Raw genomic sequence first — 25649 nt, 5'->3', positions numbered from 1 at the left:
AGGATGTGTTAAAATGGCAATTCAAGATATAAAATCAAAGATAAATGATAATAAACAAGAAAAAGAACGTAAGCTTTTAAATACCGCTTTACATTTATTTACTGAAAAAGGAATTAAAAAAACATCTATTCAAGATATTGTTCATGAAGCAGGAATTGCTAAAGGAACTTTTTATTTGTATTTTAAAGATAAATATGAACTTCAAGATGTTTTACTTGCAAAGACTTCTCATGAATTCTTTGCGAATGCTTGTAAAAAAGCCAATCAACATCACTTTGATCGTTTAGATGATAAAATTGTTTTTATTATAGATTCTATTATTAATGAATTAATTGATCGTCCTAACATTCTTAAGTTTATTCAAAAGAACTTGTCTTTAGGACTTTATAGTGAAAAGTTAACTGATTTATTAGATAGTGAAGAATTAGGAATTAAGGAATTATTTATAAGAGAAGTAAAAGAAAAGGATATTCCTTTAGAATATCCTGAAATGACTTTATTTATGATTATTGAACTTGTCAGTTCAACTGTTTTTACTTCAATTGTTGAAAAACAACCACTTCCAATAGATGAATTTAAACCTCATCTCTATAAAACGATTCGTTTACTTATTAATGAAAAAGAGCTTTAAAGCTCTTTTTTATAATGTATCTAAAAATTGTTCATAATCTTTAAGAATTTTTTCTAATTCTTCATACGTATTTACTTTTGAAAGTTCATTTTTAACAGCAGACGAATTTTTTAAACCTTTGATATACCAAGGAGCATGTCCTCTCATTTGTGACATAGCAATTCTTTCAGGTTCAATCGTCATCAACCTTTTAGCATGTGTTAAACACCATGCTATTTTTTCTTTATAAGTTGGTTCAGGTATCTCTGTTCCATGTTCTAAACTTTCTACAACTTGTTTAATAAGCCATGGATTTCCAAGTGCTGCACGACCAATCATAATTGCATCACAGCCTGTTTCTTCAAGCATTCTTCTAGCATCTTCTACACTTCTAATATCACCATTTCCAATAACAGGAATACTAACTGCTTCTTTAACCTCTTTAATAATTGACCAATCAGCATGACCTTCATACATTTGTGAACGTGTTCTACCATGAACAGCAATGGCACTAGCTCCTGCTTTTTCAATTAATTTAGCTACTTCTACCGCATTAATATGTTCCTTATCAAAACCACTTCTAATTTTAACAGTTACTGGTTTACTTACGTTTTTGACAATATTACTGACAATATCATAAATTAATTGAGGATTTTGAAGAAGTTTACTTCCCGCATTTGCCTTTAAAACCTTATTAACAGGACATCCACAGTTTATATCAATAATGTCACAATTTGAATGTTGATCAATAAATTTTGCCGCTTGTACCATACTTTCTACTTCACCACCAAATAATTGAATACTTACAGGATGTTCTCCTTCATCTACTTGTAACATTTCAATTGTTTTTTGGTTTCCATAACAAATTGCTTTATCACTGACCATTTCAGAATAAACAAGACCTGCCCCAAATTCTTTCACAATTTTACGGAAAGCCATATTAGTAATACCAGCCATTGGTGCCATAATTACGGGATTTTTGATTTCTATATCTCTAATTTTCAAAATTTAATTCCTCCTGTATATAATTTAAACAATTGTACATAATATAAACAGATAACTTATATATTCCCTCTATTTTCCTCCCCTAAATAGATATAAGTTATCTTAATAAGAGTTGATTTCCTAGAAAAATAAAGGCATGAGCCTTTATTTTTCTTTACACGTTAAACCAGCATTTTCTTGATTTTTTAATGTATCTTGTAAAGAGATATACTCTATATCCTTATAACTTCCATTAGTACTTACAAGTCCTGCTTCTACTAAATCCTTCATATAATCACTATCGTATTGAATATCAACTGTATAAATCACTTTATTTCCTTTAACTTTTAAAGAAGCTTTAACACCATTTATATCTTTATAAAACTTATTACTATTTTTTATATAATCTTTGTAGTAAGAAATAGGATACATATCTGAAACATAATCACTGTAATCATATGTAACTTGTGTTTTTGTTTCTTTAACTTTTTCATCACTAGAAATGACTTCCACTTCTTCCGTTGTAATCATATCTAGTTTTCCTTTACAAATCGTTGTTTTCGTTAAATGACTTGTTAGATAGAAAACAAGTCCACCTACTAAGATAATAAGTATAATTCCTATTACTAAAGCTATTAATTTCTTCTTGTTTTCCATTTTTTCTCCTTTAAAAAATCACATTTTTCAATGTGATTATAAACGATTTATTAAATTTTGCAATTCTTCTTCACTAAATTGATATTTTGTATTACAGAATTGACATGTAATTTCACAACCATGATCTTCATCAATCATACTTTGAAGTTCTTGTTTTCCAATAGTTGATAAAGCATTGATCATCTTTTCTCTTGAACAATCACAAGTAAAGAATAGATCTTGTCGATCTGTAATTTCAACATCATCAAAAATCATTTTTAAGATTTCTTCTGGTGTTTTTCCTTCATGAATCAATGAAGAAACAGCAGGGAAATCTTTTATTTTTTCTTCAATATAAGAAATATCTTCTTCAGTAGCTTCTGGCAATAATTGAATAATAAAACCACCTGAAGATAAGATTTCATTTGTTTCATCAACTAAAACGCCTACAGAAACAACTGATGGAGTTTGTTCACTTGCCATGAAATAATAAGAAAAATCATCACCAATTTCACCTGTTTGAAGTGGTACTGTTCCACAGAAGGGTTCTTTTAACCCCATATCTCTAATCACTTGTAACGTTCCTTGTGTTCCAACAGCCACACCTACTGCTAAATGTCCAGTATCATTATAAGTATAATGAACATGTGGATCACCTACAAAACCTTTAATATGTCCATCACCACGCGTAACAGCCATCATCGTACCAATTGGTCCTCCACCATTAATTGTGACAGTCATTTTTTCATTATTTTTATTCATTGCAGCCATCATAAGAGTAGCTGACATCATTCTTCCAAGAGCAGCAGATGCTGTTGGCCATAAATCATGTTCTTGTCTTGCTTTTTCTAATAAATTCGTTGTTTGGCAGGCAAACACACGACAATTTTTACTATTGACTAATCCTCTTACTAAATAATCTTTCATTTTTCTTTTCTATAAAAAGAACACGGAAGAAAATATCGGAATAATCATGCTTAAAGCGATTAAGATGATTACAATTCTCTTTGTTCGTGTACTCATATTTATCCCCTTTCTAAATGAAAAAAAGCGAAATTCGCTTTATTTCATTTCATCTAATAAATCATCTTGATCATCAATTGATGGTTTTTCTTCTTTAACTTCTTGAACAGGTTCTTCAGTTAAAGTTCCATCATGATGTTCTAACATTTTACCTGTATTGTATAAAGATTCAATATCTTCACCAGATAATGTTTCATATTCAAGTAATGCTTCTGCAATACAAATAAGTTTTTCTTTATTTTGTTCAATAATATTTGTTGCTTCTTGATAACAAGCATCAATAATTTTACGTACTTGAACATCAATTTCATAAGCAATTTGTCCGGAATGTGTATTACTTCTTTGTGTATAATCTCTACCTAAGAAAACTTGTCCATTTTCAGAATCATATTGAATAGGTCCAAGTTCAGACATACCTAATTCAGTAACCATCATTCTCGCAATTCGAGTTGCTTGTTCAATATCGTTGTGTGCTCCTGAACTTACATCTCCAAAGAAGACTTCTTCAGCCACACGTCCACCCATATATCCTGAAATAGTTGCTTTTAATTGACTCTTAGTTTGGAAATATGTTTCTTCTTTAGGTGTCATTAAGTTATAACCACCTGCTTGTCCACGAGGAACAATTGTAACTTTTTGTACTTTATTGGCATCTTCTAAAGTTAAACCTATTAAAGCATGTCCTGCTTCATGGTAAGCCACTAAGCGTCTTTCTCTTTCCGTATATTTACGTGATTTCTTAGCAGGTCCACCCATAACACGATCCACCGCTTCATCAATATCAGCCATTGTAATTAAATCATGATTTTGTCTTACAGCAAGTAAGGCAGCTTCATTTAAAACGTTTGAAAGTTCAGCCCCAGAGAACCCTGGTGTACGTTGAGCGATGTTATCAAAATTAACATCTGGTGTAAAACGTTTATTTCTTGCATGAACTTTTAAGATTTGACTACGTGCACGTTTATCTGGATTAGCTACTTGGATTTGTCTATCAAAACGACCTGGTCTAAGTAAAGCTGGATCTAAGACATCTGCACGGTTTGTAGCTGCTAAAACGATAATTCCTTCATTTCCAGAGAAACCATCCATTTCAACCAATAATTGGTTAAGTGTTTGTTCACGTTCATCGTGTCCTCCACCCATACCAGTACCTCTTTGACGACCAACTGCATCAATTTCGTCAATGAAGATAATACATGGTGCTGTTTGTTTTGCTTTTTTGAACATGTCTCTTACACGTCCAGCCCCAACACCAACGAACATTTCTACGAATTCAGAACCTGAAATTGAGTAGAATGGAACGTTTGCTTCACCTGCTACCGCTCTAGCAAGTAATGTTTTCCCTGTCCCTGGTGGACCTACAAGTAAAACACCACGTGGGATCTTAGCACCCATATCAGCAAATTTTTTTGGTGTTTTTAAGAAGTCAACTAATTCTCTAACTTCTTCTTTTTCTTCATCCATTCCAGCAACATCACTAAAATGTGTTTTAGAATTTTTTTCTAGTTTAGCTCTTGAATTACCAAATTCAAAGGCTTTATTATTACCACCAGCAGTATTTGACATCATCTTCAAGAAGAAGAACATTCCTCCAAATAAGATCAAGTATGGTAATAAGCTTACAATGAAGTTCAATAATTGATTTCTTTCAGCATCATTGACAACATTGATTTTTGTACCATTTTCATCTAACAAGCTAATTAAAGAATCTAATTCTGTTTCTGTTCTTGGAATAACAACAGAGAATTTAGTATCTTCTTTTTTACCATTGCTTGCTTTTTTAGAATATGTTCCACTCACATCAATGACTAATGATTTAGGAACGATTTCTACATCTTTTACTTTTTCTTTTTGAACTATCTCTATAAACTTATCATATCTAATTTCTGACGATTCACTTTGATTAAAGAAAGGAATTGCCACAGAAATAACCATCAGTACAATAAGCCATGGTAGGATAGACTTCAACAATCCTTTTTTATTTCCCATAAAATCTCCTAACTATTTTTTATAACAATCTTCTTTTAAAATACCTATATAAGGTAATTGACGATAACGTTCATTAAAATCAAGACCATATCCTACAACAAAGGCATTAGGAATTTTAAATCCTGAATAATCAGCTTTCATATCAAAAACACGACCTTCTTCTTTATCTAATAAAGTCACGATTTTAACACTCTTAGCATGTCTTTTTTCTAACATTTCTTTAACGTTATATAAAGTCTTTCCAGTATCTAAAATATCTTCTACGATTAAAACATTCTTACCACGAATATCTTCTTTAATATCTTGTCTAACAACTAATGTTTTAGATTCAACACCACTATAACTACTTACTGACATAAAGTCGAACTTAACATCACTTTTTAAATGTTTAGCAAGTTCTGCCATAAATGGAACTGAACCTTTTAATAAACCAACTAATAAAATTTCTTGACCAGCATAATCTTGATCAATTTGTTTTGCTAATTCATCACATTTAGCCTTAATTTCTTCTTCTGTATATAATATTTCTTTTATATCCTTGTGCATACCTTACACCTCACTTACATGTGTCATATTTTATCACAAAAACATTTGGTTTTGTATATAAATACTTGATATTTTTGGCGATATGTGGGATCAAAATGATCTCACCATGGCAATTTTCAACGATTGGCCATATTTTACGCTCATCTCTAGGAATTTTACGATCTATAAATAGCCTAGAGACCTTTTTTGTTCCTCCAGATGTTTTGATTGTATCACCATTTTTAAAACATCTGATAACTATTGGAAAGTCTTCTTTTGAAAGAAAAACACCATCGTGAAGATGTCCTTGATCTGTTAAAAAATAATGTAATTGTTGATCTTTATAAAAAGATTCATACTTTACATAATAAGTATCGTCAATTTCTTTTTTTCTAACGGCTATATTATTATACTTTTTTATGAACACAAAATTAACAGGTAATGATATTTCAATATTTGGTTTTTGTGAATGAATTTGTTTAATAATTTCTTGTACTAAGTTTTCTGTTATAAGTGGTGGATAGATATCTTTTTTTAACATATAATAAATGATTTGATCTAATGATTCTGTTGGTAACTTATCTAAATACAAGAAATGATTTTGATCATATTCTTGATAAATTTGTTGGAGATTAGCTTGTTGTTTTTTGTATTGTTGATTATGTTTACTTGCCTTTTCTAATAATTCTTGTTCACTATATTTTTTTAAATCGATATGTCTTACATGATTACGTGTATAACGTGTATCATAGTTTGTATAGTCTTCATGATATTCAAGATGATTTTTAGTACAATAATCTATAAGTTGTTGTTTTTTTAACTTTAATAAGGGTCTTACAACATGCATATTTTTAACATAAGATTGTTCTTTTATACCCAAATATCCCTTTGTATTATGTCTTTGTAATTGCATCACGATCGTTTCTAAATGATCATTTAAATGATGCCCTAAAATAATCGTATCAATTCCATTTAAATCACCTATTTCTTTATAAAAAGCATATCTTTTTTCTCTTGCTAACATTTCAAAATTACCTTTTTGATATTCTTTTTTATCTCCTTGTCTTACATAAAAAGGAAGATGATGATTTTGACAATAACTACGTACGAGATTTTCATCAAGATCACTATCTTCTCTAAAATGATAATTATAATGTACAACAATGACATTGTATGCTTTTTTAACCAACATATCTAATAAAGCCATCGAATCGACGCCACCTGATACTCCTACAAGATATTTTCTATTTTTATCTAATAAACTTTCATCTAACATAATCTCACCGCTTGTATTATAGCATATCTCTAATTTCTATTGACCACTTTAATAACAATAATACTCATATCATCTAGATCTTTCTTTTGAAAAGATTTTTGAAAAAGAAAGGAAACAATTTCATAAACTGACATCTTTTCAATTTCTTCTTGATATTTTTTTAATAAATCAAAGAAATGTTCTCCTACTCCATCACTTGTAAGAATCAATATATCATTTTCTTTGATTTTCATATCATAAGAAACCATCTTCATTGTAGAAGCCATTCCTACTGGTAAAGAATGTGAATGTAAAACATCTATTTGATGATTTCTTATTAAATAACTTTCATAAGCTCCATATTTAATTACTTTTAATCTTGAATTCATTAAATTAAAATCAAATAAATCTAATGTCGTATACATATCTCCTTGATTCTTTATCTTTAATAACGTATTTAAAGTATTCAATGTATCTCTTAATTGAATGCCATTTTTAAGCAATTGACTTAAGACATCTAATGTCAATTTACTTTCCTTATAAGCAATATAACCTTGTCCCATACCATCAGATAAAGCTACATAATGATGTTCATCTAAACCAAAAGTAAGAATACTATCTCCACATTGTTGATCTAAAGCATATTGTTTTTTCGCAAGTTGTAATGTATATTTAAGTTCATGTTTTAATAAAATTGAAGTATAGCCTATTTGAAGATGTTGTTTTTTAATAGAGACAAGATCTAATGATTCATTTAAATAATTTTCTAAAATAGGAATAAGTTCTTCTGTTACAGTTTTTTCATCTATATCTTCTATTCCTATTTCTAACATATAATTTTCATAATCTTTTTTTATTTTCTTTAAATAATACACTTCAAAATGATACGCTTTTAAATGTTCTAAGATTTTCTTTTCATTATCTTGTTCATCTATCTTTTTAGAAAAGTTTTGAAAAACATGCCCCATGATTGAAAACTCTTGAAATAAATCTTTTTTTAAATGATCATGTGCATGATTAACTTTTAACATCTTAAAATAACCTTTTTGATGATTCTTTAAACTCTTTAAATAATCATCCGGCTTTAAACAATGTTGATAAATATAATTATAATCATCTACCTCTAAATCTTTTTGAATCCCCTTAGAAATCAACTTACCTAAACGACTCATTCCTTCTTGACTATAAAAACAATATTTTTTAGAAGAACAATGATGACACACATCCTCATAAACATATCCCACATATTCAGATAAATGGGTTTCTTGATTTTCTTCTTTAAAAACCTCTGTGAGTTGATGAAATAAAGATGCAAAAGCATCTGCTTTACTTTTAAGTTGTTCTTGATAACTTATTTCTATAAATTCTGGATTGATCTTTATTTTTTTATTTTTAAATTGTGGAGAAATCATAAATAAAAAAACTGGAACAAGAATCACAAAGGCATAATAGAAGTAATTGTAATTAATAAAAAATGGTAGTGTAATATGTGATAATAAGAAAATAGACATGAATAGATATTTGTTTTTAGGTTGTATCATAAAAAAGAAACTCATTGGTAATATTAAGGATAAGACATCATCTTTTAATGAAGGAGCAATGAGCATTAAAAGAATAGAAAGATATAAAATAATAGGCATGACTTTTTCAATTGATAAATAGTAAATAGAAATCAATAAGAAATATCTTAAAAAAATCATTGTATATGTTGTATTAAAAGGAATAAAGCTAATAAATAATGTACAGACAACAACAATTAAAGCTTGTAATCTTTTTATATTTAAAACATTTTTATTTTGATGAATAATTAAAGGAATAATTTCTTGATCAAGATAACAATTAAATAACGTTAACATGACTAGAACTGTTGTTTGTAAGATGTTGTAATGATTCGCATAAAAAAATGGAATCAAAATTGCTGTCATAATAAAAGAAATATACTTTGTTCTTAATAGATGTGTAAAGTTAAGAAGATAAATTGTCAGTAATAAAGTAATGATGACAACAATTGTAAATGTATCTTGATTAATAATCGATATTCCTATAATCGCTGTTAAAAAGCACATAAGATACAGATATCCACTATAAAACGATACAATAAATAAAGGTAATAAAAAAGGTAAGGCTGTTTCTTGTATTTTAGCATAGCTTAAAATAATGGTACTAAAAAATATAATGATTGGTAAAATATAGTGCACGTGTTTTTGTTTATTGACGATAACTAAATCCATTTTATTTCCACCTCGTAATCATTATATAGAGTTTATTTTAAATATTTTGTCACTAAAAAAAAGACATCTTTAAATTGATGCCTTTTATTTTGCTTTGTCTACTTAGCAAGACCACACTCATTTTAAGAAAAAATATGAATAATTCTATTTTCTCTATTTATTTAACATTTTACGATAAAGTACATCTTGGTAAAACCAAGATTTATGGATTTTATCAAATCCATTTCTTTCTAATAGATTAATTGATTTTATATTATCTTCATATACATGACATAAACATATTTTAAAAGAATATGTTTCATGCATTGCCTTAAATACACTCTTTAATGCTTCACTTGCATATCCTTTAGACCAGTAAACACTATCTAAAGTATATCCTAAAGTAAAAGTTGTATGCCCATCTATTTCAATAAAAATATCTCCAATAAGCTGATTGTTTTCTTTTAAATAAAGACCAAATTGGTAGTTACCAATTTGTCCATGAAATGGATGTTTTTGACAATATTCAATACGGTTAATAGCCTTATTTAAAGGATATTCATCCCATGATTGATACATTGCAACTTCTTCTTTATCACGATATTCACTAAAACGTCTGGCATCATCTAATGTAAGTGGCTTGATTATGAGTCTTTCTGTTTCTATATTCATATTATTTTAAATTATAATAGATAAATAACATTCTATCTTTTCCATTAATATCTTTAATAATTTCAAAAGGATAATCTCCAAAGAATTCCTTGATTGCTGTTTCCATCAATTCTCTTTGATCAAATCCCATTTCAAAAGCTAATAAAGCACGATCATTTAATAAAGGTTTTACTTCTTTAAAAATCTTACGATAGAAATAAAGACCATCATTTCCTCCAAATAATGCTACATGAGGTTCATTGTCTTTAACCATTGCTTCAATATCTTGATCATTAGGAATATAAGGTGGATTAGAAACAAAGATATCTACTTTTTCATGTGTATCTAATAAAGGTTGTAACATATCTCCATTTCTAAATTCAACATTCGCCCCTAATGTTTTCGCATTATCTTGAGCAACAACTAAAGCTTCTTTAGAAATATCTGTCGCAATGACTTTTAAACGTGGTTCTTCTAAAGCAAGAGTAATCGCAATAGCACCACTTCCTGTCCCTACATCACATAAATGAATTTCTTTATAATCATTAAAGTAATCATCTATACGATATAAGATGTTTTCTACCAATTCTTCTGTTTCATAACGAGGAATCAATACATCTTCATTCACTTTAAAATCTCTACCAAAGAAACTTTCACAACCTTTAATATATTGAATAGGTTTTCCTTGATAATATTCTTCCATTCCTGCAAGAAAAGCTTTTTCTAATTCGGGTTCTACTTCTTCATTCATCATTAAATAAAGTTCATGAGGTTCTTTTTTAGCAAGATGATAAAATAAGACTTTTGCGACATTGACATCTTTATGTTCATCATCCAATTTACTTTCGGCTTCTTTAATTAATTCTCTAACTGTTTTCATTATTTTTGTCCTTCTAATTTAAGACGTTGATCTTCATTGATTAATGCTGTAATAATATCATCTAATTTACCTTCAATAATACGATCTAATTGTTGAATTGTAAGTCCAATACGATGATCTGTTACACGGTTTTGAGGATAGTTATAAGTTCTGATCTTTTCAGCACGATCTCCTGTACCAACTTTCGATTTTCTTTCACTATCAATTGCTTCTGTTTGTTGAGATTGGAAGTAATCATAAACACGTGCTACTAAAGCTTTCATTGCTTTATCACGGTTATCATGTTGAGAACGTCCATCTTGGCTTGTTGCCACAATTCCTGTTGGTAAGTGAGTAATACGAACAGCTGAATCTGTTTTATTGATATGTTGTCCTCCGGCACCACTTGCACGATAAGTATCAATTCTTAAATCACTTTTATTGATTTGTACATCAACTTCTTCCATTTCTGGCATAACTAATACTGTTGCAGTTGAAGTATGCACACGTCCTTGTGTTTCAGTCTTAGGAACACGTTGAACACGGTGTGATCCAGATTCATATTTTAATTTACCATAAACACCATCACCAATCACATTGAATGAAATAAGTGAGAAACCACCAGCTTCAGATTCTTCAGCTTCCATAACTTCTACTTTCCATCCTTGGCTTTCAGCGTATTTTACATACATTCTATATAAATCACCTGCAAAGATATTTCCTTCATCTCCACCAGCAGCTCCACGGATTTCCATGATAACGTTTTTATTATCATTTGGATCTTTAGGAATTAATTCTAATTCTAATTTTTTAATAATATCTGGCATTCTTTCTTCTAATTCATCTAATTCCATTTTTGCCATTTCTTTAATTTCAGGATCATTTTCCTTCATTAATTCTTTAGCACCATCAATACCATCTTTTACTTCTTTATATTCTTGAAACAAATCATAAGCAGCTTGTAAAGAAGCTTGTTCTTTTGTAACATCTGTCATTTTTTTAATATCAGTACCAATATCTGGATCCATCAACATATGACCTAATTCTTCATATCTATTTTCCATAGATACTAATCTATCTAACATACTTTCATTCATAGCTTTTACCTCCATTAATTTTTTATACTCATAGCACAATAATAATACATGAAATACACGATTTAAACAAGAAAAAATGGGCGTTAATGCCCATTTGGAACTTGATCTAATAATTCTTTTTCTTTAACTAAATCAGCATATAATAAGTCCCCTTGTAAAATAACTAAGAAAATAAGGGCACCCCAAATTGCACGATCTTTAAAATAAGCACATAAAACAGTTGAAAAAATTGCTCCAGCTATAAAACATAAAATCATACATAAATGTCTTAAAGAACGATTTAAATATTTCTTTTCATGTCTTTTTCTTAACCAACGAACAAAGAAACTTCCTGTTTGTCTGATATGATTTGTGACAAAAGTTGTTGCCATCCCAACCTTTTCTGCTTGTCTAAAAGTATTAAACTGCATAGCACAGATAAAGTTAATCGTTACTTGAAAGACTTGATCTGGAACACTACTTGGTAACAATCCAAGAATAATAACCGTAATAATTTCAATACCAATTAAAATAGTATCCCATCTTAATTTTCTATATTTCTTTATTTTTAAAGCTAAATATTCAGAAACCATGGTTCCAATAAAATAAGAACTAATAGGAATCAATAAATAAGCTGCTCTCGACCAATCCATATTTCCTAAAGCCATTCCAAATAAAACAATATTAGCCGTTTGGGCATTACAGAAAATGCCACCTTTAACTGAAAAAGTATAAGCACCAAAGAATCCACCTACAGTAATCAATAATAAAAAACAACGCCAACGTTCACACTCTAGAAAGCCTTCTTCTTCTTGTTCAAGCTCTTCCTCTACCTCTTCTAATTCATTTTCTAATTGTTCAACATTCTGTTCTACTTCGTCATAATCTTTCATATTTCTCACCGCGAATATTATAATCCTATGATAAATTGTTATCAAGATAGAATTAAAAAAAGAACACATACCGAAGTATGGTATGCGTCTTATAATATTTGATTCATTTCTAATCTATTTTTTAGCTTTATTTATAATATCATTAAACTTGCTAATTGTTTCATTATTTATTTTTTTGATTGATAAATTATTTAATGAAATTTCTTTGTAGCTTACAATCTTATGATTTTTTACAACAAATATTGCTGGGTATGTTAAAACATTTTTATCTTCTAAATAATTTTTCAAATAATCTTTTAATTCACTACGTAATTCTTGATAATCTAAATTGTTATAATTATTACTATCGATAATATCTATATAATATGCGTACATTCCATTTTTCTTTAATACATAATTCAATATAGGTGCAGTATTTTGACAACTAATACATCGTGAACTTCCTAAAAAATATATCCCATTTTTTATTTTTTTATATTTTTTCATATTTACAAAATCTACTAGATTCATCTTTGAAAAAGCTGGATATTTATCTTTTAATTTAGCATAGTTTTCCATGTTATCTCTATTTGGAACATCTATAAAAATATCATTTTGAATAGATATATTTACATATTCATTTTTTGGCACAACCAATCCATAAACAATAATAACTATACTTAGTATAAGTATGAATTTTTTAACAATCATTTCATTGCACATATTACTTTATTTCTGTTAACTGACTTAAATTTTCTTCAAATATTTTTTGTAAATATTTATCATTATTATTTTTTAATGTTTTAGATATTAATAATTCTTTTTGATTACTTTCTATCAAACCACTTATAAATTTTTCATTTCCCATTCCTTCTTTTACCAATAGGATATCTGCTTCTGATGCTATATCATACATATATGTATTACGTGAAAAATTACTTGAACCAATTAAAATAGCTACTACTTCATCATCTATTAAGAAATACATCATCTTTCTATGATCGTATTTCTTCTTAACTAAAGTATTTAAAAATATTTGAAATTTTTTTATTGCATCATCCACAAATTTATAATTAAACCCTCTGTACCTACTAATTGTTGCAATTTTGTATTTTCTTTTATTTCCAAAACAAGCTTCCACAAGTTCATCTGCACTTGTAGAATTTCTGCAATAACATGCTCCAGCTATGTAAATCCTATTTATTTTGTCATTACTTGATAAATATACTTTTACAAATTCTGCTAAATGATTAAAACTTCGTCCATTTATACTACATCCCTTATCAAAATACATATCTTTATCTAAAAAAATCGAATAAATCCCCATGTAAATATCTCCTTTTTTTATTTAAGTGTTTTGATTAATCAATGATTTAATTCTACTAGTAGCAAGAAAATTCATTTATTAAATTTTCCATTATTAACGTATCATGACATTTTAAGATTTTCAAAGTTTAATCGTATTTTTTATATATTTTTCAATTTTTTACTTAATAACAGACAAAAAAACAATTATCACTTTTACAATGGAGAATGACAAAATCCACCCCAAAATTCTATTTTATCTCCATAATCATTTGTTTTTTTAACAGAGATAATCGGAAAAGAATCCATTGGTACCATTTCATAAGTTTGTTCTTCCTCACCTTCTAATTGAGGAATAATATCTAAAATATTTTGTTTATATAACATTTTAAAACCATCAATACATTTATGTTCTGAATCATAAAATGAATCTAATCCCAACCAGATAAAACCATTTTTAATATTTTCAGTGTTCAAATTACCTACTTGTTCTTTTAATGCTTTTAAATTGAACGCAAAATCTAATTGATAATCTCCATCGTTTACTTTGTAATCTGAAGATGATTTAGCTTCAGCAACTTTGATACTAAATATATCATTATCATATTGATGAGGTGTCCAGTTTTTTTCTTGAGAATGATCTACTAAAGTATTTTTCCCAAAATATTTTTTTACGTTTTTTTCTAAGTTTGCTTTTTCTTTTTTTAATTCAGAATAAGAAAGTGTTTCTTTAAAGTGAATGAATCCAACTTCTGTATATGATGAAGGATTATCTGGAAACAATTTCCAGTTTTCTGCGTTTTTTCCTCGTTGTGAAGGAATATCTCCATAATCATTGCAATAAATTTCTACAGCAGAAGGCATTGTTCTTGTTGTATCTTCCATTAATACCCACGTTTCTTCCGTATAGAACATATTTGCGACGTGTTTACAGTATTCAGTTCCCGTATCTTCAGTTAAAATATCAAAACTATCATCACTAGGAATATTTTTTGCTTCTTCAAAATTTCTTTTTTCAATTGCTTCCACTGAATATTTATCTTCTTTTTTTGAGAAGACTGATGAGATTTTGCTTTTTGAATCTGTATTTGGTTTATTTGAATTTGATGAGCATCCAGTTGCAGTTGTTAATAAAAACATAACGCACATCATAGTTAATAATTTCTTTTTCATAATATCGTTAATAAGTGGCTGCTCAGCGAGCGAAGATTATTTTTTTTACACCATCCTTGTTATTTAGCCACACATTTCTGTTCTCCCTATAGTAAATATATATATCATTTTTTAAACAAAAGAGAGTGATTTTCACTCTCAATATATATTACTATTCTCTATTATTCATTTGTGTATGTCATGTAATAGAATTCTAACATTTTCTTTAAAGATTTTTCTGTAATCTTACCATCTTTAATTTTTACATCTAAACTATCTTTTACATCTTGAATAGCAGTTTTATCAGCCTTTGATGAATTAAAAGAAAAGTCATAAGTTGCTTTATATCCTACTTCATCAATATTCATATTTAAAGAAACTTCACTATCTAATTTTTCTCCTAATGTTAAAGAAACTTCAAATCCATTATCATTTATTTTAGAGTCATCTTCAGTTTCTTTTTTCCATGAATCTATTTTATCATCAGATAAATATGCTAAGGTTCCATTTTTACTATTTTCAACATCAATTGGTCCTTCACTAGTTACTTTATGAAAAGTTAATGTATGAATTAATCCATTTTTGTCAACAGTATATTCAACAGTAGATTCAGTTAAGAATTTGTCTTTTAAATCTTCTGGTACATCCATAGTTCCTTTAACAGTGGTTAAATCTTTAGTATCAACTGTTTCTGAAGTTTCGGTTTTATTACTTTTATTATCTTTTTTAGTAGAATCATTAGAACCGCTAGAACATCCACATAGCACGATCAGCGCAAGAAATGCTGGAATTAATTTTTTTAATTGCATAATATTATCTCCTCTTTTATTATTACTGCTTAATACTTATAATTAATACGATTTTAGCCTATATTTATATTCTAATAAATTATCATATCTTATGCAATATCTTGACTTGATTATATCATTATTCTTTATATTTCGTTATAATTCTATTTTTTAATATTTTAATTACATATGTTCCATTGTCATATGTATTTCCTTTTTTATTAAAGGACTGAATAGCTTTTTCATAATGAACATATTGTGTTTTATTACTGTCCCATGAGACATTAGATTTTGTATTTACTGCTTTTTCAAAATTTTGATTATCTCTTGTATCATGTTCTGTTTTGATAATGATGTATTTAAAGATTTCATCTTTATACTTATCTTTTTTAATCAAGACATCTAATTGTGGATAGGTACATGTTGTATCTTTTATATCTTTTTCATAATTTGTAATTTTTGTTTTAACAGTGCTACTTTCAAATAATGAATCATCCATTTGTACCTGAGGAAAAATAAGTCCACAAATAGCAATAGCAACAAAAGCAGCAATGGCACTGTTATATTTATTATTTTTAATAATACGTGATAAAACTACTCCTATAATACATGTAAGTAAAAGATAAACAATGACTTTTAAATCTAATGTTATAAATGATTTTAATAAGTAAAAAACACCACTTATTACTAACAAAATATAAAATAGAATACTTAAATGATCTTTAATACTGTTTAGTTTTTTTAAACTTTTTAAATCTTTATCATTTTTTAATGCATATAAAATAGAAAAATTTAAAATTGTCACAAATAAGAGTACAAATGATAAAACAATAAAAACAATACCCATCAACAATGAACCAAATCCTTCATAATAAAGAACAGGTTTACCTATCTCTACAATATCTTTTATAAAAATCTTACCTAACCAAAATAAGAAATAAGCTAAAATTGGATAAATAAAATAGCGAATCTTTTTAAATTGTTTCATTTTATTATTTTTATCAAAAACAAATTCTGTATTTAAATCAGGTGCATCAACATTTTCATTTTCTAAAACTCTAAAATCATCAAATGAATTTCTTACTTCGTGATACCCCATTCCCTTTAAAATATCTTGATATTCACTAGATATAGGGGTGTAATCTATTTGATACTTATAAACATGTTCATCTTTTATAAATCGATAATAATAACCAACAAAATCTAAACGCCATCCTTTTTTAGACATTTCATTAAAATAATCTTGTAACTCTTCATCTAAATACAAACTATTTCTTAAGACATTTTTGTATTTCATATCTTTATCCTCCTATTTGATCTAATAATGAAATTTGTTTAAGCATCCTTTCTTTTTCTTTTTGTAATTTCTTTTTTCCTAGATTTGTAATTTGATAGATTTTTTTATTATTTTCTACTTTCACTAATTTGATATAACATTCTTTTTCAAACTTTGGTAATAAAGTATATAAAGAACCTGCTCCTACAGTGATTTCACCATTAGTAATCCGAGTAATTTCATTCATAATTTCATAGCCATGCATTGGTTGATGTAAAACAAGTAATACATAATACATTTGTGGGGTCAATACTTCCATTTCTCTTTTTGGCATTTATTTCATCTCCTATATCGTTTAACGATACTTTTTTCATTTTTATTATATATCGTTAAACGATATATAACAACAAAAAAAGAACAATGTTTCCATTGTCCTTATAAGGGGGCTATACAGTTTGCAATTTTCTACTTAATTTCATACGTTTTTTAGCTTCACGTTTCTTTGAAGTCATATGTCTTACTACTAACGATAAACCAAAGTTAATAATAAAGTAAATTCCTGCCATATAAACAAAGATAAACATAATTTGATCTGCTTGAAAAAAATGAGCCATTAAACGTCTACCTTGATACATAAAGTCAACTACACAAATTTTACTTAAATAAGAAGAAGCTTTAAATATTGTAATAATTGTTTGTAACAATTGAGGAATAACTAATTTAATCGTTTGGGATAAAATAATATATATGATTGTTTGAACAAAAGTAAAGCCTTGAGACTCAGCTGCTTCAAATTGTCCACGAGAAACAGACTCAATCCCACCTCTAACAACTTCACTAATATAAGCTCCATGATATAAAGAAATAATAACCACTGCAATAATTGTAGAATCTAAATTAAATCCTAAATAAGGTAAACCAATATAAACAGCAATAATACATGGATGAAATACAACTTTTTTGATCATATTTTTAGAATCTGTTTGTGTAAATAATGATAAACCCGCACTCCACATAAAGATTCTTTGCGGTATTAAAGCAATTGAAGCATATAATAAACCAGTTTGCCCATAAATACTTTCTACAATTGGTAATCCCATAAATCCTGCATTAGAAACAATAGTCGCATATTTTAAAATAATTGCTTTTGAATCATCAAAGCGATTATAAAAAATACGATTAAATACACTATAAGAAAGTTGAATAACAAAAGAAACAATAAAAATAATTGCCGTATCTCTTATAATCTCTGGTGTTAATTTCATCATAAATGATTTAATAATGGCACCAGGCAATATAAGATCAATAACGATATCTGTTAATTTTTTTCTAACTTCTTTAGTAATAATTCCCTTTCTAGCAAATATGTATCCTATAATAATGATGATGAATATCTCTAGTTGTAAAGATATTATTTTCAAATTACCACTTTCCCTCTAGTAGTTATTAGAATAGTACACTATTTAAGTGTATAAATCAATTATTTTTTATTACATTGATAATTATTTATTAGATGATATAAAAAAGAACACATGTTATCTCAACATGTGCCTTTTCTTTGTTTATATTAAGGGGAGGTTTTCTTTTACACCCTTATAATAATGGATCTATGTTAATTTATTGTGAACTTTTAGTTCTTCTTTTAATTTTTATAGGTTTGTTGACAACTTCATGACAATGTCTGCATCTTGGTTCATAATGATCAACTGCTCCTACTAAAACAACAGGATCATCAAAAGATGCTGGCTTACCATCTACAAGTCTTTGTGTACGTGTAGCCGGTGAGCCGCATTTTGCACAAACAGCTGTAAGCTTTGTCACAAATTCTCCTTTTGTAAGAAGTTCAGGCATTACACCAAATGCTTCACCTCTAAAGTCCTTATCTAAACCTGCAACCATGACACGAACGCCTTTATCAGCAAGATATTCACAAACATCTACGATCTTTGAATTAAAAAATTGAACTTCATCAATAGCGACAACCTGTACATCATCTGTCACTTTATCTAAGATTTCTTCTGGATCATCAATTGCAAAACAAGGGACTTTTCTTCCTGAATGTGATGCAATTTCTATTTCTGAATAGCGATCATCTATTTTAGGTTTAAATACTAATATTTTTTGTTTCGCATAAGATAAAACATTGATTCGTCTAATCAATTCTTCTGTTTTTCCTGCAAACATACATCCACATATAACTTCTATATATCCTTCTCGATATTGGTGATACATTCTTTCTTCTCCTAACCTCTTACATCTCTTACACCCGCACTACTTCCATCAGGACCAATAGGTGCTAAATCTGTAAATCTACTAAAATTCTTTTCAAAAGCAAGGTTAACTTCACCTGTTGCTCCATTTCTGTGTTTAGCGATAATAATTTCTGTTAAACCATTATCTTCCTCTTCTTTTCCTTCACTTGCTTTATAATATCCTTCTCGATAAATAAAGGTAACGATATCGGCATCTTGTTCGATGGCTCCTGATTCACGCAAGTCAGACATCATTGGACGTTTATTTGGTCTTTGTTCAACTGAACGTGATAACTGTGATAAAGCAATAACAGGAACATCTAATTCTCTGGCCAACATTTTTAATTGTCTTGAAATATCTGAGACTTCTTGTTGTCTTGATTCTCGATTATTGGAACTTCCAGTAATTAATTGAAGATAATCGATAACAATTAATTTTAAACCATGTTCTTGCTTTAATTTTCGACATTTAGCGACAATTTCATTGATTTTAACTCCTGGCGTATCATCTATGTATAAATTACATTTACTGACTCTTTCAGCTGCCGCATAGTATTTATTTGCATTTGTTTTCAAGATTTCACCTGTTCTCATGGTAGAACCTTCAATTCCACCCATGGAACAAATAATTCTTTGTACTAATTGACTCGCAGGCATTTCTAATGAAAAAATAGCTACTGGGTCTTCTGATTTAAAAGCAACATTATGAGCAATATTTAAGGCAAAAGCTGTTTTCCCCATTGCTGGACGTGCCGCTAAAATAATCAAGTCTCCTTTTTGAAGTCCTGATGTTATTTTATCCAAATCTCTAAAATTTGTACGAATACCTGAAATATTACCATCAATACTTTGTAATTTATTTAAACGATCCGTTACTTCTCTAATAACTTTTTTTACGTCAACAAACTCTCCAGCATTACGATCTCTCGTAATGGCCAACATTGTTTTTTCACTTTCATCAATAAAACCATCAATATCTTCAATATCTCCAAAAGCATTTTCAGCTATTTTTGTTGTTTCATTGATGATTTTTCTTAAAATCGATTTATTATGAATAATCTTTAAATAATATTCACTATGAGCTAAAGTTGGAACTGAATCACTTAATTGTCTTAAGTATTCTACTCCACCTACTTTATCTAATTGGCTATGATCTAATAGATAAGAAGTAATCGTTGTAACATCAACAGGTATATTTTGTCTCGAAAGTTCACTCATTGCATTGAATAATACTTTATGTGATTCTTCATAAAAATCTCTATCTTCACACTTATTCAAAATATCTTGGCAAGCTTCTTTTGATATAAGCATAGATCCCAGTAAAGATCGTTCTGCCTCTAAATCATGTGGGAAAACTCTTGGCATAAATCTCCCTCCTATTTTTCAGATAAGTGAACTCTAATAGTAGCGATAACTCCTTTATATAGTTCAACTTTTAAGTTTGAATATCCTAATGCTCCAATTGGATGTGCATTGATAAATTTTCTTTTATCGACTCTAATATCATATTTTTCTCTTAATTGTTCAACGATATGTTTTGTTGAAACACTTCCAAACGTTTTACCATCTTTACCAGATTTTAAAACAAATTCTAATGTAATACCTTCAATTTTTTCTTTTAGTGCTTCCGCATTTTTCTTATTTTCAATATCTTGTAATCTTGCTTCTTCTTTTTGTTGTTCTAAAATCTTTTTAGAACCTGCTGTTTCCTTAACAGCTAATTTATTTTTAATTAAGAAGTTTTGTCCATATCCATCAGATACATTGACAACATCACCTTTTTTACCTACTTTTCTAACATCTTCTAATAAAACTACTTTCATCTTTTTTACCCTCTTTCATCCAAATATTGATCAATAGCTTCTTCTAACTTATCGATCGTTTCCTTAACAGTTTTTTCTTCAACCTGACAAGCAGCCATTGAAAAATGACCACCACCTCCAAGTTTTTCCATAATCAACTGTACATTAACCTCTGTCTTAGAACGAGCAGAAATAGCAATCTTATCCTTATCTACGCGTCCTGCAACAAATACCGCTTTAATTTCAGCAATATTTAATAACTCATTACCAACTTTCGCTAGTAGAGGTCTTGTATAAATTTCTTCTTCATTTCCATATGCTATTAGTATATCATTTCCAAAACGATATGCATTAGCTGAAATAGACATTTTTTCTTGTGTCGTTTTGTAATCATCTTGCAAGAACTCATAAGCTCTAGAAACATTCGCTTGTTTTTCTTTAAGCTTTGAAGCAATTTGAAAAGTACGTGATCCAACATGATTTCTAAAATAGTTTGTATCCACCAACATTCCCGCATACATAACAGTTGCTTCTGTTGGTAAAACTTCAATTTCAACTCTTTGATACTCAAATAATTCAACCACTAATTCTACAGTTGAAGAAGCAGCTGGTTCCAAATAAGTTAAAATTGGTGAATCAACAAAGTCTTCCCCTCGACGATGATGATCAATCACGACTATCTTTTCAGCCTTATCCAAAAGTTCTTCACTAATAGCCAATGCTGGCTTATGATTATCAACACAAATAAGTAATGCATCTTCATCAATTAAATCAATAGCTTTTGCAGGAGAAATAATTTTTCCTTTATATAAATCTTCTGCCATTAAACGACGTGCAATATTTCCTGTTTTTTCTTCTAAAGAATTTTCATCAACAATCACATAAGCATACTTTTCAAATGCTTTAACAAACTTAGCAACCGCTAAACTCGCTCCAAAAGAATCTAAATCAGATTGCTTATGTCCCATAATAAAGACATTTTGACTTTGTTTTACTAAACTTGCTAGTGTTTGTGAAATAACACGTGCTCTAACACGGTTCGCTTTTTCACTATTTTCACTATTTCCACCAAAATATCGAATTTCTTCATCTAATGTTTTTACTGCCACTTGATCTCCACCACGAGAATACGATAAAGAAATAGCACTAAAAGCAAGTTCATCTAATTCACGTAAAACTTTAGATCCTCTTCCTATTCCCATTGATAAAGACATCACGGCACCAATTGATTCCATCTTTTGTTTAAATTCATCTAAAATACAAAAATGAACTTCTACTTGTTTACGATAAATTCTTTCATTAAAAACAGCTAAATAACCATCTTCTTTATATCTTTTTAAGATAATTCCATTATCTTTGGCCCAATCAAAAATCATTTGTCTTGAAGTTGTTTCAATCATGACTGATTTTTGTTCATCTGCATATTCAATAGAATCATCATAATTATCAATTGTTAAATAGGCAACACATAATTGTTGATCATTATATTCTTTTTCAATCGTTGTTAAATCTGTTACATCTTTTAAAAATAATAAACGATTATTTCTAGAATTATAAACTTCATATCTTCTAGAATTAATATCTATTGTTCTAACATCTTCATCTTCAAAAAGTATTGCGAGTAAAGGTTGCCATTCAAGTAATTTCTTCCCTACGATACGAATACCAAGTTCATGTAATAAATCACTGACCCAAACAACATTTCTATTTTCATCATATTTAATAAGCCCTATTCCACCAAAAATCAAAGCATTCTTTGATTCATTATTTAATGCTTCTTTAACACTATAAGTTGTTTCACTAAACATATTATGGAGATAATAGAGAACAATGATACAAACAACATTTTTTATTAAAATATAAATCATTAAAGCTAAAGTAACACGATTTTGTAAAAACATATAAGTTAATAAAGCTAATACAAATTCTATACCTAATAAAGCAACTATTGTATTTCTAAGTTGCATAAGCTTCTTAATCATGAAATACCCTCCTCTTTATTACCTTATATTATACATGAATTCATTTATTTCATCATCTTATTTTTATTCATTCGAAGGATAAATAGATTCGTATAAACTTTAATAATATAAACTTCTGAAAAAGATAAGACGATCCATAAAATAATAAACATTCCATTCTTTAAAAAATCACTTTCTAAAAAAGGAAAAAGTCCTACAATACTATAATAAATATCTTTCGCATCTGTAAAAGTATTTAAACCTAGTAAAGAATTCAATAAAAATAAAACAACAAAATTCTTCAACATACTATAAACTCTTAAAATCCATTTACCATCAATATTCTTTTTTATACAATAAATATATAAAATACCTAATGGTAAAGTAAAAAAAGAATACAAAGTAAAAAATAATTCACCTGTTAAAAATAAAATAAACGTACTTGTAAACAAGACAAGAAAAGCCATCTTTGCATTAAACTTAAACGTATAATAAGCTAACGCAACTGTCATTAGATAAATAAAAATAATATCGAACATCGTTCCTGTATAAACATTTACAACCGATAACACACCAAAAAGGGCTGCCATAAATGCTCCTGTTACAATTTGTTTTGTCTTTTCTCTATTCATTTCATCACCGTGATTATCATACAACTTTATCGCTTATCTGTCACTTATATAAAGAAAAAAGAGATTCCTTAGAATCTCTAGTCTTCAAATAAACAAGCTCCATTTGTTCCAATAACATGTTTATACCAATCAAATGATTTTTTCTTATATCTTTTATAAGTACCATTACCTAAATCATCTGCATCTACATAAATAAATCCATAACGTTTAGACATTTGTTTTGTACTTTCAGATACTAAATCAATACATCCCCAAGATGTATAACCCATTAAATCAACACCATCTTCATAGATTGCATTATACATTTCTCTAAAGTGAGCATCAAAATAATCGATACGATATTGATCATCTACTTTACCATCAATAAGTTCATCTTTAGCTCCTAAACCATTTTCTACAATAAACAATGGTTTTCTATAACGATCATATAAATCTACTAAAGAAACTCTTAAACCGATTGGATCAATTTGCCATCCCCAATCAGAACTTGGAATATAAGGGTTTTTAATCGCAATATTAGTATTAGCAGCTGTTTTCTTTAATCCAGCATCATCTTTAGCAACACAACTTGATGAATAATAACTAAATGAAACAAAATCAACTGGATATTTTTTCATGATTTCTAAATCATGTTCTTCCATTTTAATATTTAAACCTTCATTTTTAAATTTAGTTAATAAATAAGCAGGATATTCTCCAAAGACTTGAGTGTCGCTATAACAATACGTACTTCTCATATCTTGTTGTGCTTGTAAAACATCTTCTGGTTTACAAGTATATGGATAATAAGTTAATTTTGTAAGCATACATCCTACTTTACAGTCTGGATTTTTTTCATGCGCAATTTTTGTTGCAAGAGCACTTGCGACAAATTGATGATGCATTGCTTGGAAAATAACTTCTGTAAAGTTTTTACCTTCAAAACGATCTCTTACAAGTCCTCCTGTTGTATAAGGATGTCGAATCATTGAATCAACTTCATTAAAAGTTAGCCAATATTTGACTTTATCTTTATAACGATCAGTAATAACATCTACATATTTAACAAACATATCAATAATTTCTCGATCATACCAACCATTATAATTTAATACTAAGTTGATTGGTGGTTCATAGTGTGACATTGTAACTAAAGGTTCAATACCATATTTATGACATTCATCAAAAATATCATCATAGAATTTTAAACCTTCTTCATTTGGTTCTTTGTCATCTCCATTTGGGAAAATACGTGACCAAGCAATAGAAAGTCTAAAGACTTTAAATCCCATTTCAGCAAATAATTTAATATCTTCTTTATAATGATGATACCCATCTGAACCATGTCTTTTTGGATAAAGACTTGTATCATCACTTTTCATTGCTTCTAAAATTTCTTTTGTAGAAATTTCATTTTGTTTAGCATAATCTTGAACATCTACATCTAAATGGTGACGGGCACAGTCTGAAACAGAAACACCTTTTCCTCCTTCGTTCCATCCACCTTCATATTGGTTAGCAGCAACAGCGCCACCCCATAAAAATCCTTCTGGAAATTTTTTTACCATTTTAATATCCTCCGCTTTTCTCTAAAACCATCTTAACACCTTATATAAAAAAAGCATGATTATTTCATTTAATGAAAATAATCATACTTACTCATTAATCATGTATTTTTTTAGCTAAACACATTTCCACAAATTCAACATCAAAATGTTTAGCTCTTGATCCTGAATAACCCATATCTAATGATGAGATTTGTTTCATTTCTTCTTCATTTAATTCAAAATCAAAGATATCTATATTTTCTTT

Annotated in this window: 25 protein-coding genes; 1 reads left to right on the top strand and 24 read right to left on the bottom strand. The window is 28.4% G+C overall.

Annotation, left to right across the window (positions count from 1 at the left end; genetic code table 11):
* Positions 1–13 precede the first annotated feature (13 nt).
* Entirely contained in the window at positions 14–631 is a 618-nt protein-coding gene (locus tag LJD32_RS07330) for a TetR/AcrR family transcriptional regulator (protein WP_175301754.1), read from the top strand.
* A 9-nt stretch (positions 632–640) separates the two neighbouring features.
* Here LJD32_RS07330 and dusB read toward each other — a convergent pair whose 3' ends face one another.
* From dusB to LJD32_RS07210, 24 genes are all read right to left on the bottom strand, one after another.
* Positions 641–1618, bottom strand: coding sequence for a tRNA dihydrouridine synthase DusB (gene dusB, locus LJD32_RS07325; RefSeq protein WP_227392085.1), 978 nt, complete (start codon positions 1616–1618; stop codon positions 641–643).
* 141 nt (positions 1619–1759) lie between these two features.
* Positions 1760–2251: a DUF1307 domain-containing protein gene (locus LJD32_RS07320; protein WP_032091186.1), complete on the bottom strand. Its 492-nt coding sequence runs from the start codon at positions 2249–2251 to the stop codon at positions 1760–1762.
* Positions 2252–2287: 36 nt separating this feature from the next.
* Positions 2288–3157: an Hsp33 family molecular chaperone HslO gene (gene hslO, locus LJD32_RS07315; RefSeq protein ID WP_022002389.1), complete on the bottom strand. Its 870-nt coding sequence runs from the start codon at positions 3155–3157 to the stop codon at positions 2288–2290.
* Between the two features lie 135 nt (positions 3158–3292).
* Positions 3293–5242, bottom strand: a complete 1950-nt coding sequence (gene ftsH, locus LJD32_RS07310) for an ATP-dependent zinc metalloprotease FtsH (RefSeq protein ID WP_227392075.1) — start codon at positions 5240–5242, stop codon at positions 3293–3295.
* A gap of 12 nt (positions 5243–5254) precedes the next feature.
* Positions 5255–5788: a hypoxanthine phosphoribosyltransferase gene (hpt, locus tag LJD32_RS07305; RefSeq protein ID WP_022002391.1), complete on the bottom strand. Its 534-nt coding sequence runs from the start codon at positions 5786–5788 to the stop codon at positions 5255–5257.
* A gap of 10 nt (positions 5789–5798) precedes the next feature.
* Complete coding sequence (tilS, locus tag LJD32_RS07300) at positions 5799–7043, bottom strand: tRNA lysidine(34) synthetase TilS (protein WP_227392074.1); 1245 nt, start codon at positions 7041–7043, stop codon at positions 5799–5801.
* Positions 7044–7072: 29 nt separating this feature from the next.
* Entirely contained in the window at positions 7073–9253 is a 2181-nt protein-coding gene (locus LJD32_RS07295; protein WP_227392073.1) for a SpoIIE family protein phosphatase, read from the bottom strand.
* Between the two features lie 153 nt (positions 9254–9406).
* Positions 9407–9904 (bottom strand): GNAT family N-acetyltransferase, encoded by a 498-nt coding sequence (locus LJD32_RS07290; RefSeq protein ID WP_032091182.1) that lies wholly within the window; start codon positions 9902–9904, stop codon positions 9407–9409.
* 1 nt (position 9905) lies between these two features.
* Positions 9906–10763 carry a peptide chain release factor N(5)-glutamine methyltransferase gene (gene prmC, locus LJD32_RS07285; RefSeq protein ID WP_032091181.1) on the bottom strand — a complete coding sequence of 286 codons (858 nt, stop codon included), beginning with the start codon at positions 10761–10763 and terminating at the stop codon, positions 9906–9908.
* Complete coding sequence (prfA, locus tag LJD32_RS07280; protein ID WP_022002396.1) at positions 10763–11839, bottom strand: peptide chain release factor 1; 1077 nt, start codon at positions 11837–11839, stop codon at positions 10763–10765. Before prfA ends, prmC begins: the two co-directional genes overlap by 1 nt.
* Before the next feature lie 83 nt (positions 11840–11922).
* Positions 11923–12711: a YoaK family protein gene (locus LJD32_RS07275; protein WP_227392072.1), complete on the bottom strand. Its 789-nt coding sequence runs from the start codon at positions 12709–12711 to the stop codon at positions 11923–11925.
* A 114-nt stretch (positions 12712–12825) separates the two neighbouring features.
* Entirely contained in the window at positions 12826–13341 is a 516-nt protein-coding gene (locus LJD32_RS07270; protein WP_227403811.1) for a hypothetical protein, read from the bottom strand.
* Positions 13342–13414: 73 nt separating this feature from the next.
* Complete coding sequence (locus tag LJD32_RS07265) at positions 13415–14017, bottom strand: hypothetical protein (RefSeq protein ID WP_227392070.1); 603 nt, start codon at positions 14015–14017, stop codon at positions 13415–13417.
* Positions 14018–14211: 194 nt separating this feature from the next.
* Positions 14212–15135, bottom strand: a complete 924-nt coding sequence (locus LJD32_RS07260; protein WP_227392069.1) for a hypothetical protein — start codon at positions 15133–15135, stop codon at positions 14212–14214.
* 194 nt (positions 15136–15329) lie between these two features.
* Complete coding sequence (locus LJD32_RS07255) at positions 15330–15956, bottom strand: hypothetical protein (RefSeq protein ID WP_227392068.1); 627 nt, start codon at positions 15954–15956, stop codon at positions 15330–15332.
* 118 nt (positions 15957–16074) lie between these two features.
* On the bottom strand, positions 16075–17232 hold the full coding sequence (locus LJD32_RS07250) for a DUF2812 domain-containing protein (RefSeq protein WP_227392067.1): 1158 nt from the start codon (positions 17230–17232) through the stop codon (positions 16075–16077).
* Between the two features lie 4 nt (positions 17233–17236).
* Entirely contained in the window at positions 17237–17545 is a 309-nt protein-coding gene (locus tag LJD32_RS07245) for a PadR family transcriptional regulator (protein ID WP_032091177.1), read from the bottom strand.
* Positions 17546–17657: 112 nt separating this feature from the next.
* Complete coding sequence (locus LJD32_RS07240) at positions 17658–18632, bottom strand: AEC family transporter (RefSeq protein WP_227392066.1); 975 nt, start codon at positions 18630–18632, stop codon at positions 17658–17660.
* Between the two features lie 196 nt (positions 18633–18828).
* Positions 18829–19443, bottom strand: a complete 615-nt coding sequence (locus LJD32_RS07235) for a thymidine kinase (RefSeq protein ID WP_032091176.1) — start codon at positions 19441–19443, stop codon at positions 18829–18831.
* A gap of 11 nt (positions 19444–19454) precedes the next feature.
* Positions 19455–20828 carry a replicative DNA helicase gene (dnaB, locus tag LJD32_RS07230; protein WP_022001325.1) on the bottom strand — a complete coding sequence of 458 codons (1374 nt, stop codon included), beginning with the start codon at positions 20826–20828 and terminating at the stop codon, positions 19455–19457.
* Positions 20829–20839: 11 nt separating this feature from the next.
* Complete coding sequence (gene rplI, locus LJD32_RS07225) at positions 20840–21286, bottom strand: 50S ribosomal protein L9 (RefSeq protein WP_227392065.1); 447 nt, start codon at positions 21284–21286, stop codon at positions 20840–20842.
* A 5-nt stretch (positions 21287–21291) separates the two neighbouring features.
* Entirely contained in the window at positions 21292–23247 is a 1956-nt protein-coding gene (locus LJD32_RS07220) for a DHH family phosphoesterase (RefSeq protein ID WP_147579773.1), read from the bottom strand.
* A gap of 44 nt (positions 23248–23291) precedes the next feature.
* On the bottom strand, positions 23292–23858 hold the full coding sequence (locus LJD32_RS07215; protein ID WP_227392064.1) for a DUF2232 domain-containing protein: 567 nt from the start codon (positions 23856–23858) through the stop codon (positions 23292–23294).
* 77 nt (positions 23859–23935) lie between these two features.
* On the bottom strand, positions 23936–25405 hold the full coding sequence (locus LJD32_RS07210) for a family 1 glycosylhydrolase (protein WP_227392063.1): 1470 nt from the start codon (positions 25403–25405) through the stop codon (positions 23936–23938).
* Positions 25406–25649 lie beyond the last annotated feature (244 nt).

The organism is Faecalibacillus sp. TM498, assembly GCF_020589955.1.
Classification (GTDB): Bacteria; Bacillota_I; Bacilli_A; order Erysipelotrichales; family Coprobacillaceae; genus Faecalibacillus; species Faecalibacillus intestinalis.
The sequence above is the reverse complement of the archived record's forward strand: the minus strand, read 5'-3'. Positions and strand labels throughout refer to the sequence as shown.

Excerpts from the sequence above, each read along its gene's own strand:
- prmC (WP_032091181.1), bottom strand. The coding sequence starts at position 10,763 with ATGAAAACAGTTAGAGAATTAATTAAAGAAGCCGAAAGTAAATTGGAT.
- LJD32_RS07235 (WP_032091176.1), bottom strand. The coding sequence starts at position 19,443 with ATGTATCACCAATATCGAGAAGGATATATAGAAGTTATATGTGGATGT.
- LJD32_RS07295 (WP_227392073.1), bottom strand. The coding sequence starts at position 9,253 with ATGGATTTAGTTATCGTCAATAAACAAAAACACGTGCACTATATTTTA.
- dnaB (WP_022001325.1), bottom strand. The coding sequence starts at position 20,828 with ATGCCAAGAGTTTTCCCACATGATTTAGAGGCAGAACGATCTTTACTG.
- LJD32_RS07210 (WP_227392063.1), bottom strand. The coding sequence starts at position 25,405 with ATGGTAAAAAAATTTCCAGAAGGATTTTTATGGGGTGGCGCTGTTGCT.
- hslO (WP_022002389.1), bottom strand. The coding sequence starts at position 3,157 with ATGAAAGATTATTTAGTAAGAGGATTAGTCAATAGTAAAAATTGTCGT.
- LJD32_RS07215 (WP_227392064.1), bottom strand. The coding sequence starts at position 23,858 with ATGAATAGAGAAAAGACAAAACAAATTGTAACAGGAGCATTTATGGCA.
- prfA (WP_022002396.1), bottom strand. The coding sequence starts at position 11,839 with ATGAATGAAAGTATGTTAGATAGATTAGTATCTATGGAAAATAGATAT.
- LJD32_RS07255 (WP_227392068.1), bottom strand. The coding sequence starts at position 15,956 with ATGCAATTAAAAAAATTAATTCCAGCATTTCTTGCGCTGATCGTGCTA.
- LJD32_RS07320 (WP_032091186.1), bottom strand. The coding sequence starts at position 2,251 with ATGGAAAACAAGAAGAAATTAATAGCTTTAGTAATAGGAATTATACTT.
- LJD32_RS07260 (WP_227392069.1), bottom strand. The coding sequence starts at position 15,135 with ATGTTTTTATTAACAACTGCAACTGGATGCTCATCAAATTCAAATAAA.
- LJD32_RS07275 (WP_227392072.1), bottom strand. The coding sequence starts at position 12,711 with ATGAAAGATTATGACGAAGTAGAACAGAATGTTGAACAATTAGAAAAT.
- ftsH (WP_227392075.1), bottom strand. The coding sequence starts at position 5,242 with ATGGGAAATAAAAAAGGATTGTTGAAGTCTATCCTACCATGGCTTATT.
- LJD32_RS07265 (WP_227392070.1), bottom strand. The coding sequence starts at position 14,017 with ATGGGGATTTATTCGATTTTTTTAGATAAAGATATGTATTTTGATAAG.
- LJD32_RS07290 (WP_032091182.1), bottom strand. The coding sequence starts at position 9,904 with ATGAATATAGAAACAGAAAGACTCATAATCAAGCCACTTACATTAGAT.
- LJD32_RS07250 (WP_227392067.1), bottom strand. The coding sequence starts at position 17,232 with ATGAAATACAAAAATGTCTTAAGAAATAGTTTGTATTTAGATGAAGAG.
- tilS (WP_227392074.1), bottom strand. The coding sequence starts at position 7,043 with ATGTTAGATGAAAGTTTATTAGATAAAAATAGAAAATATCTTGTAGGA.
- LJD32_RS07330 (WP_175301754.1), top strand. The coding sequence starts at position 14 with ATGGCAATTCAAGATATAAAATCAAAGATAAATGATAATAAACAAGAA.
- LJD32_RS07245 (WP_032091177.1), bottom strand. The coding sequence starts at position 17,545 with ATGCCAAAAAGAGAAATGGAAGTATTGACCCCACAAATGTATTATGTA.
- hpt (WP_022002391.1), bottom strand. The coding sequence starts at position 5,788 with ATGCACAAGGATATAAAAGAAATATTATATACAGAAGAAGAAATTAAG.
- rplI (WP_227392065.1), bottom strand. The coding sequence starts at position 21,286 with ATGAAAGTAGTTTTATTAGAAGATGTTAGAAAAGTAGGTAAAAAAGGT.
- LJD32_RS07220 (WP_147579773.1), bottom strand. The coding sequence starts at position 23,247 with ATGATTAAGAAGCTTATGCAACTTAGAAATACAATAGTTGCTTTATTA.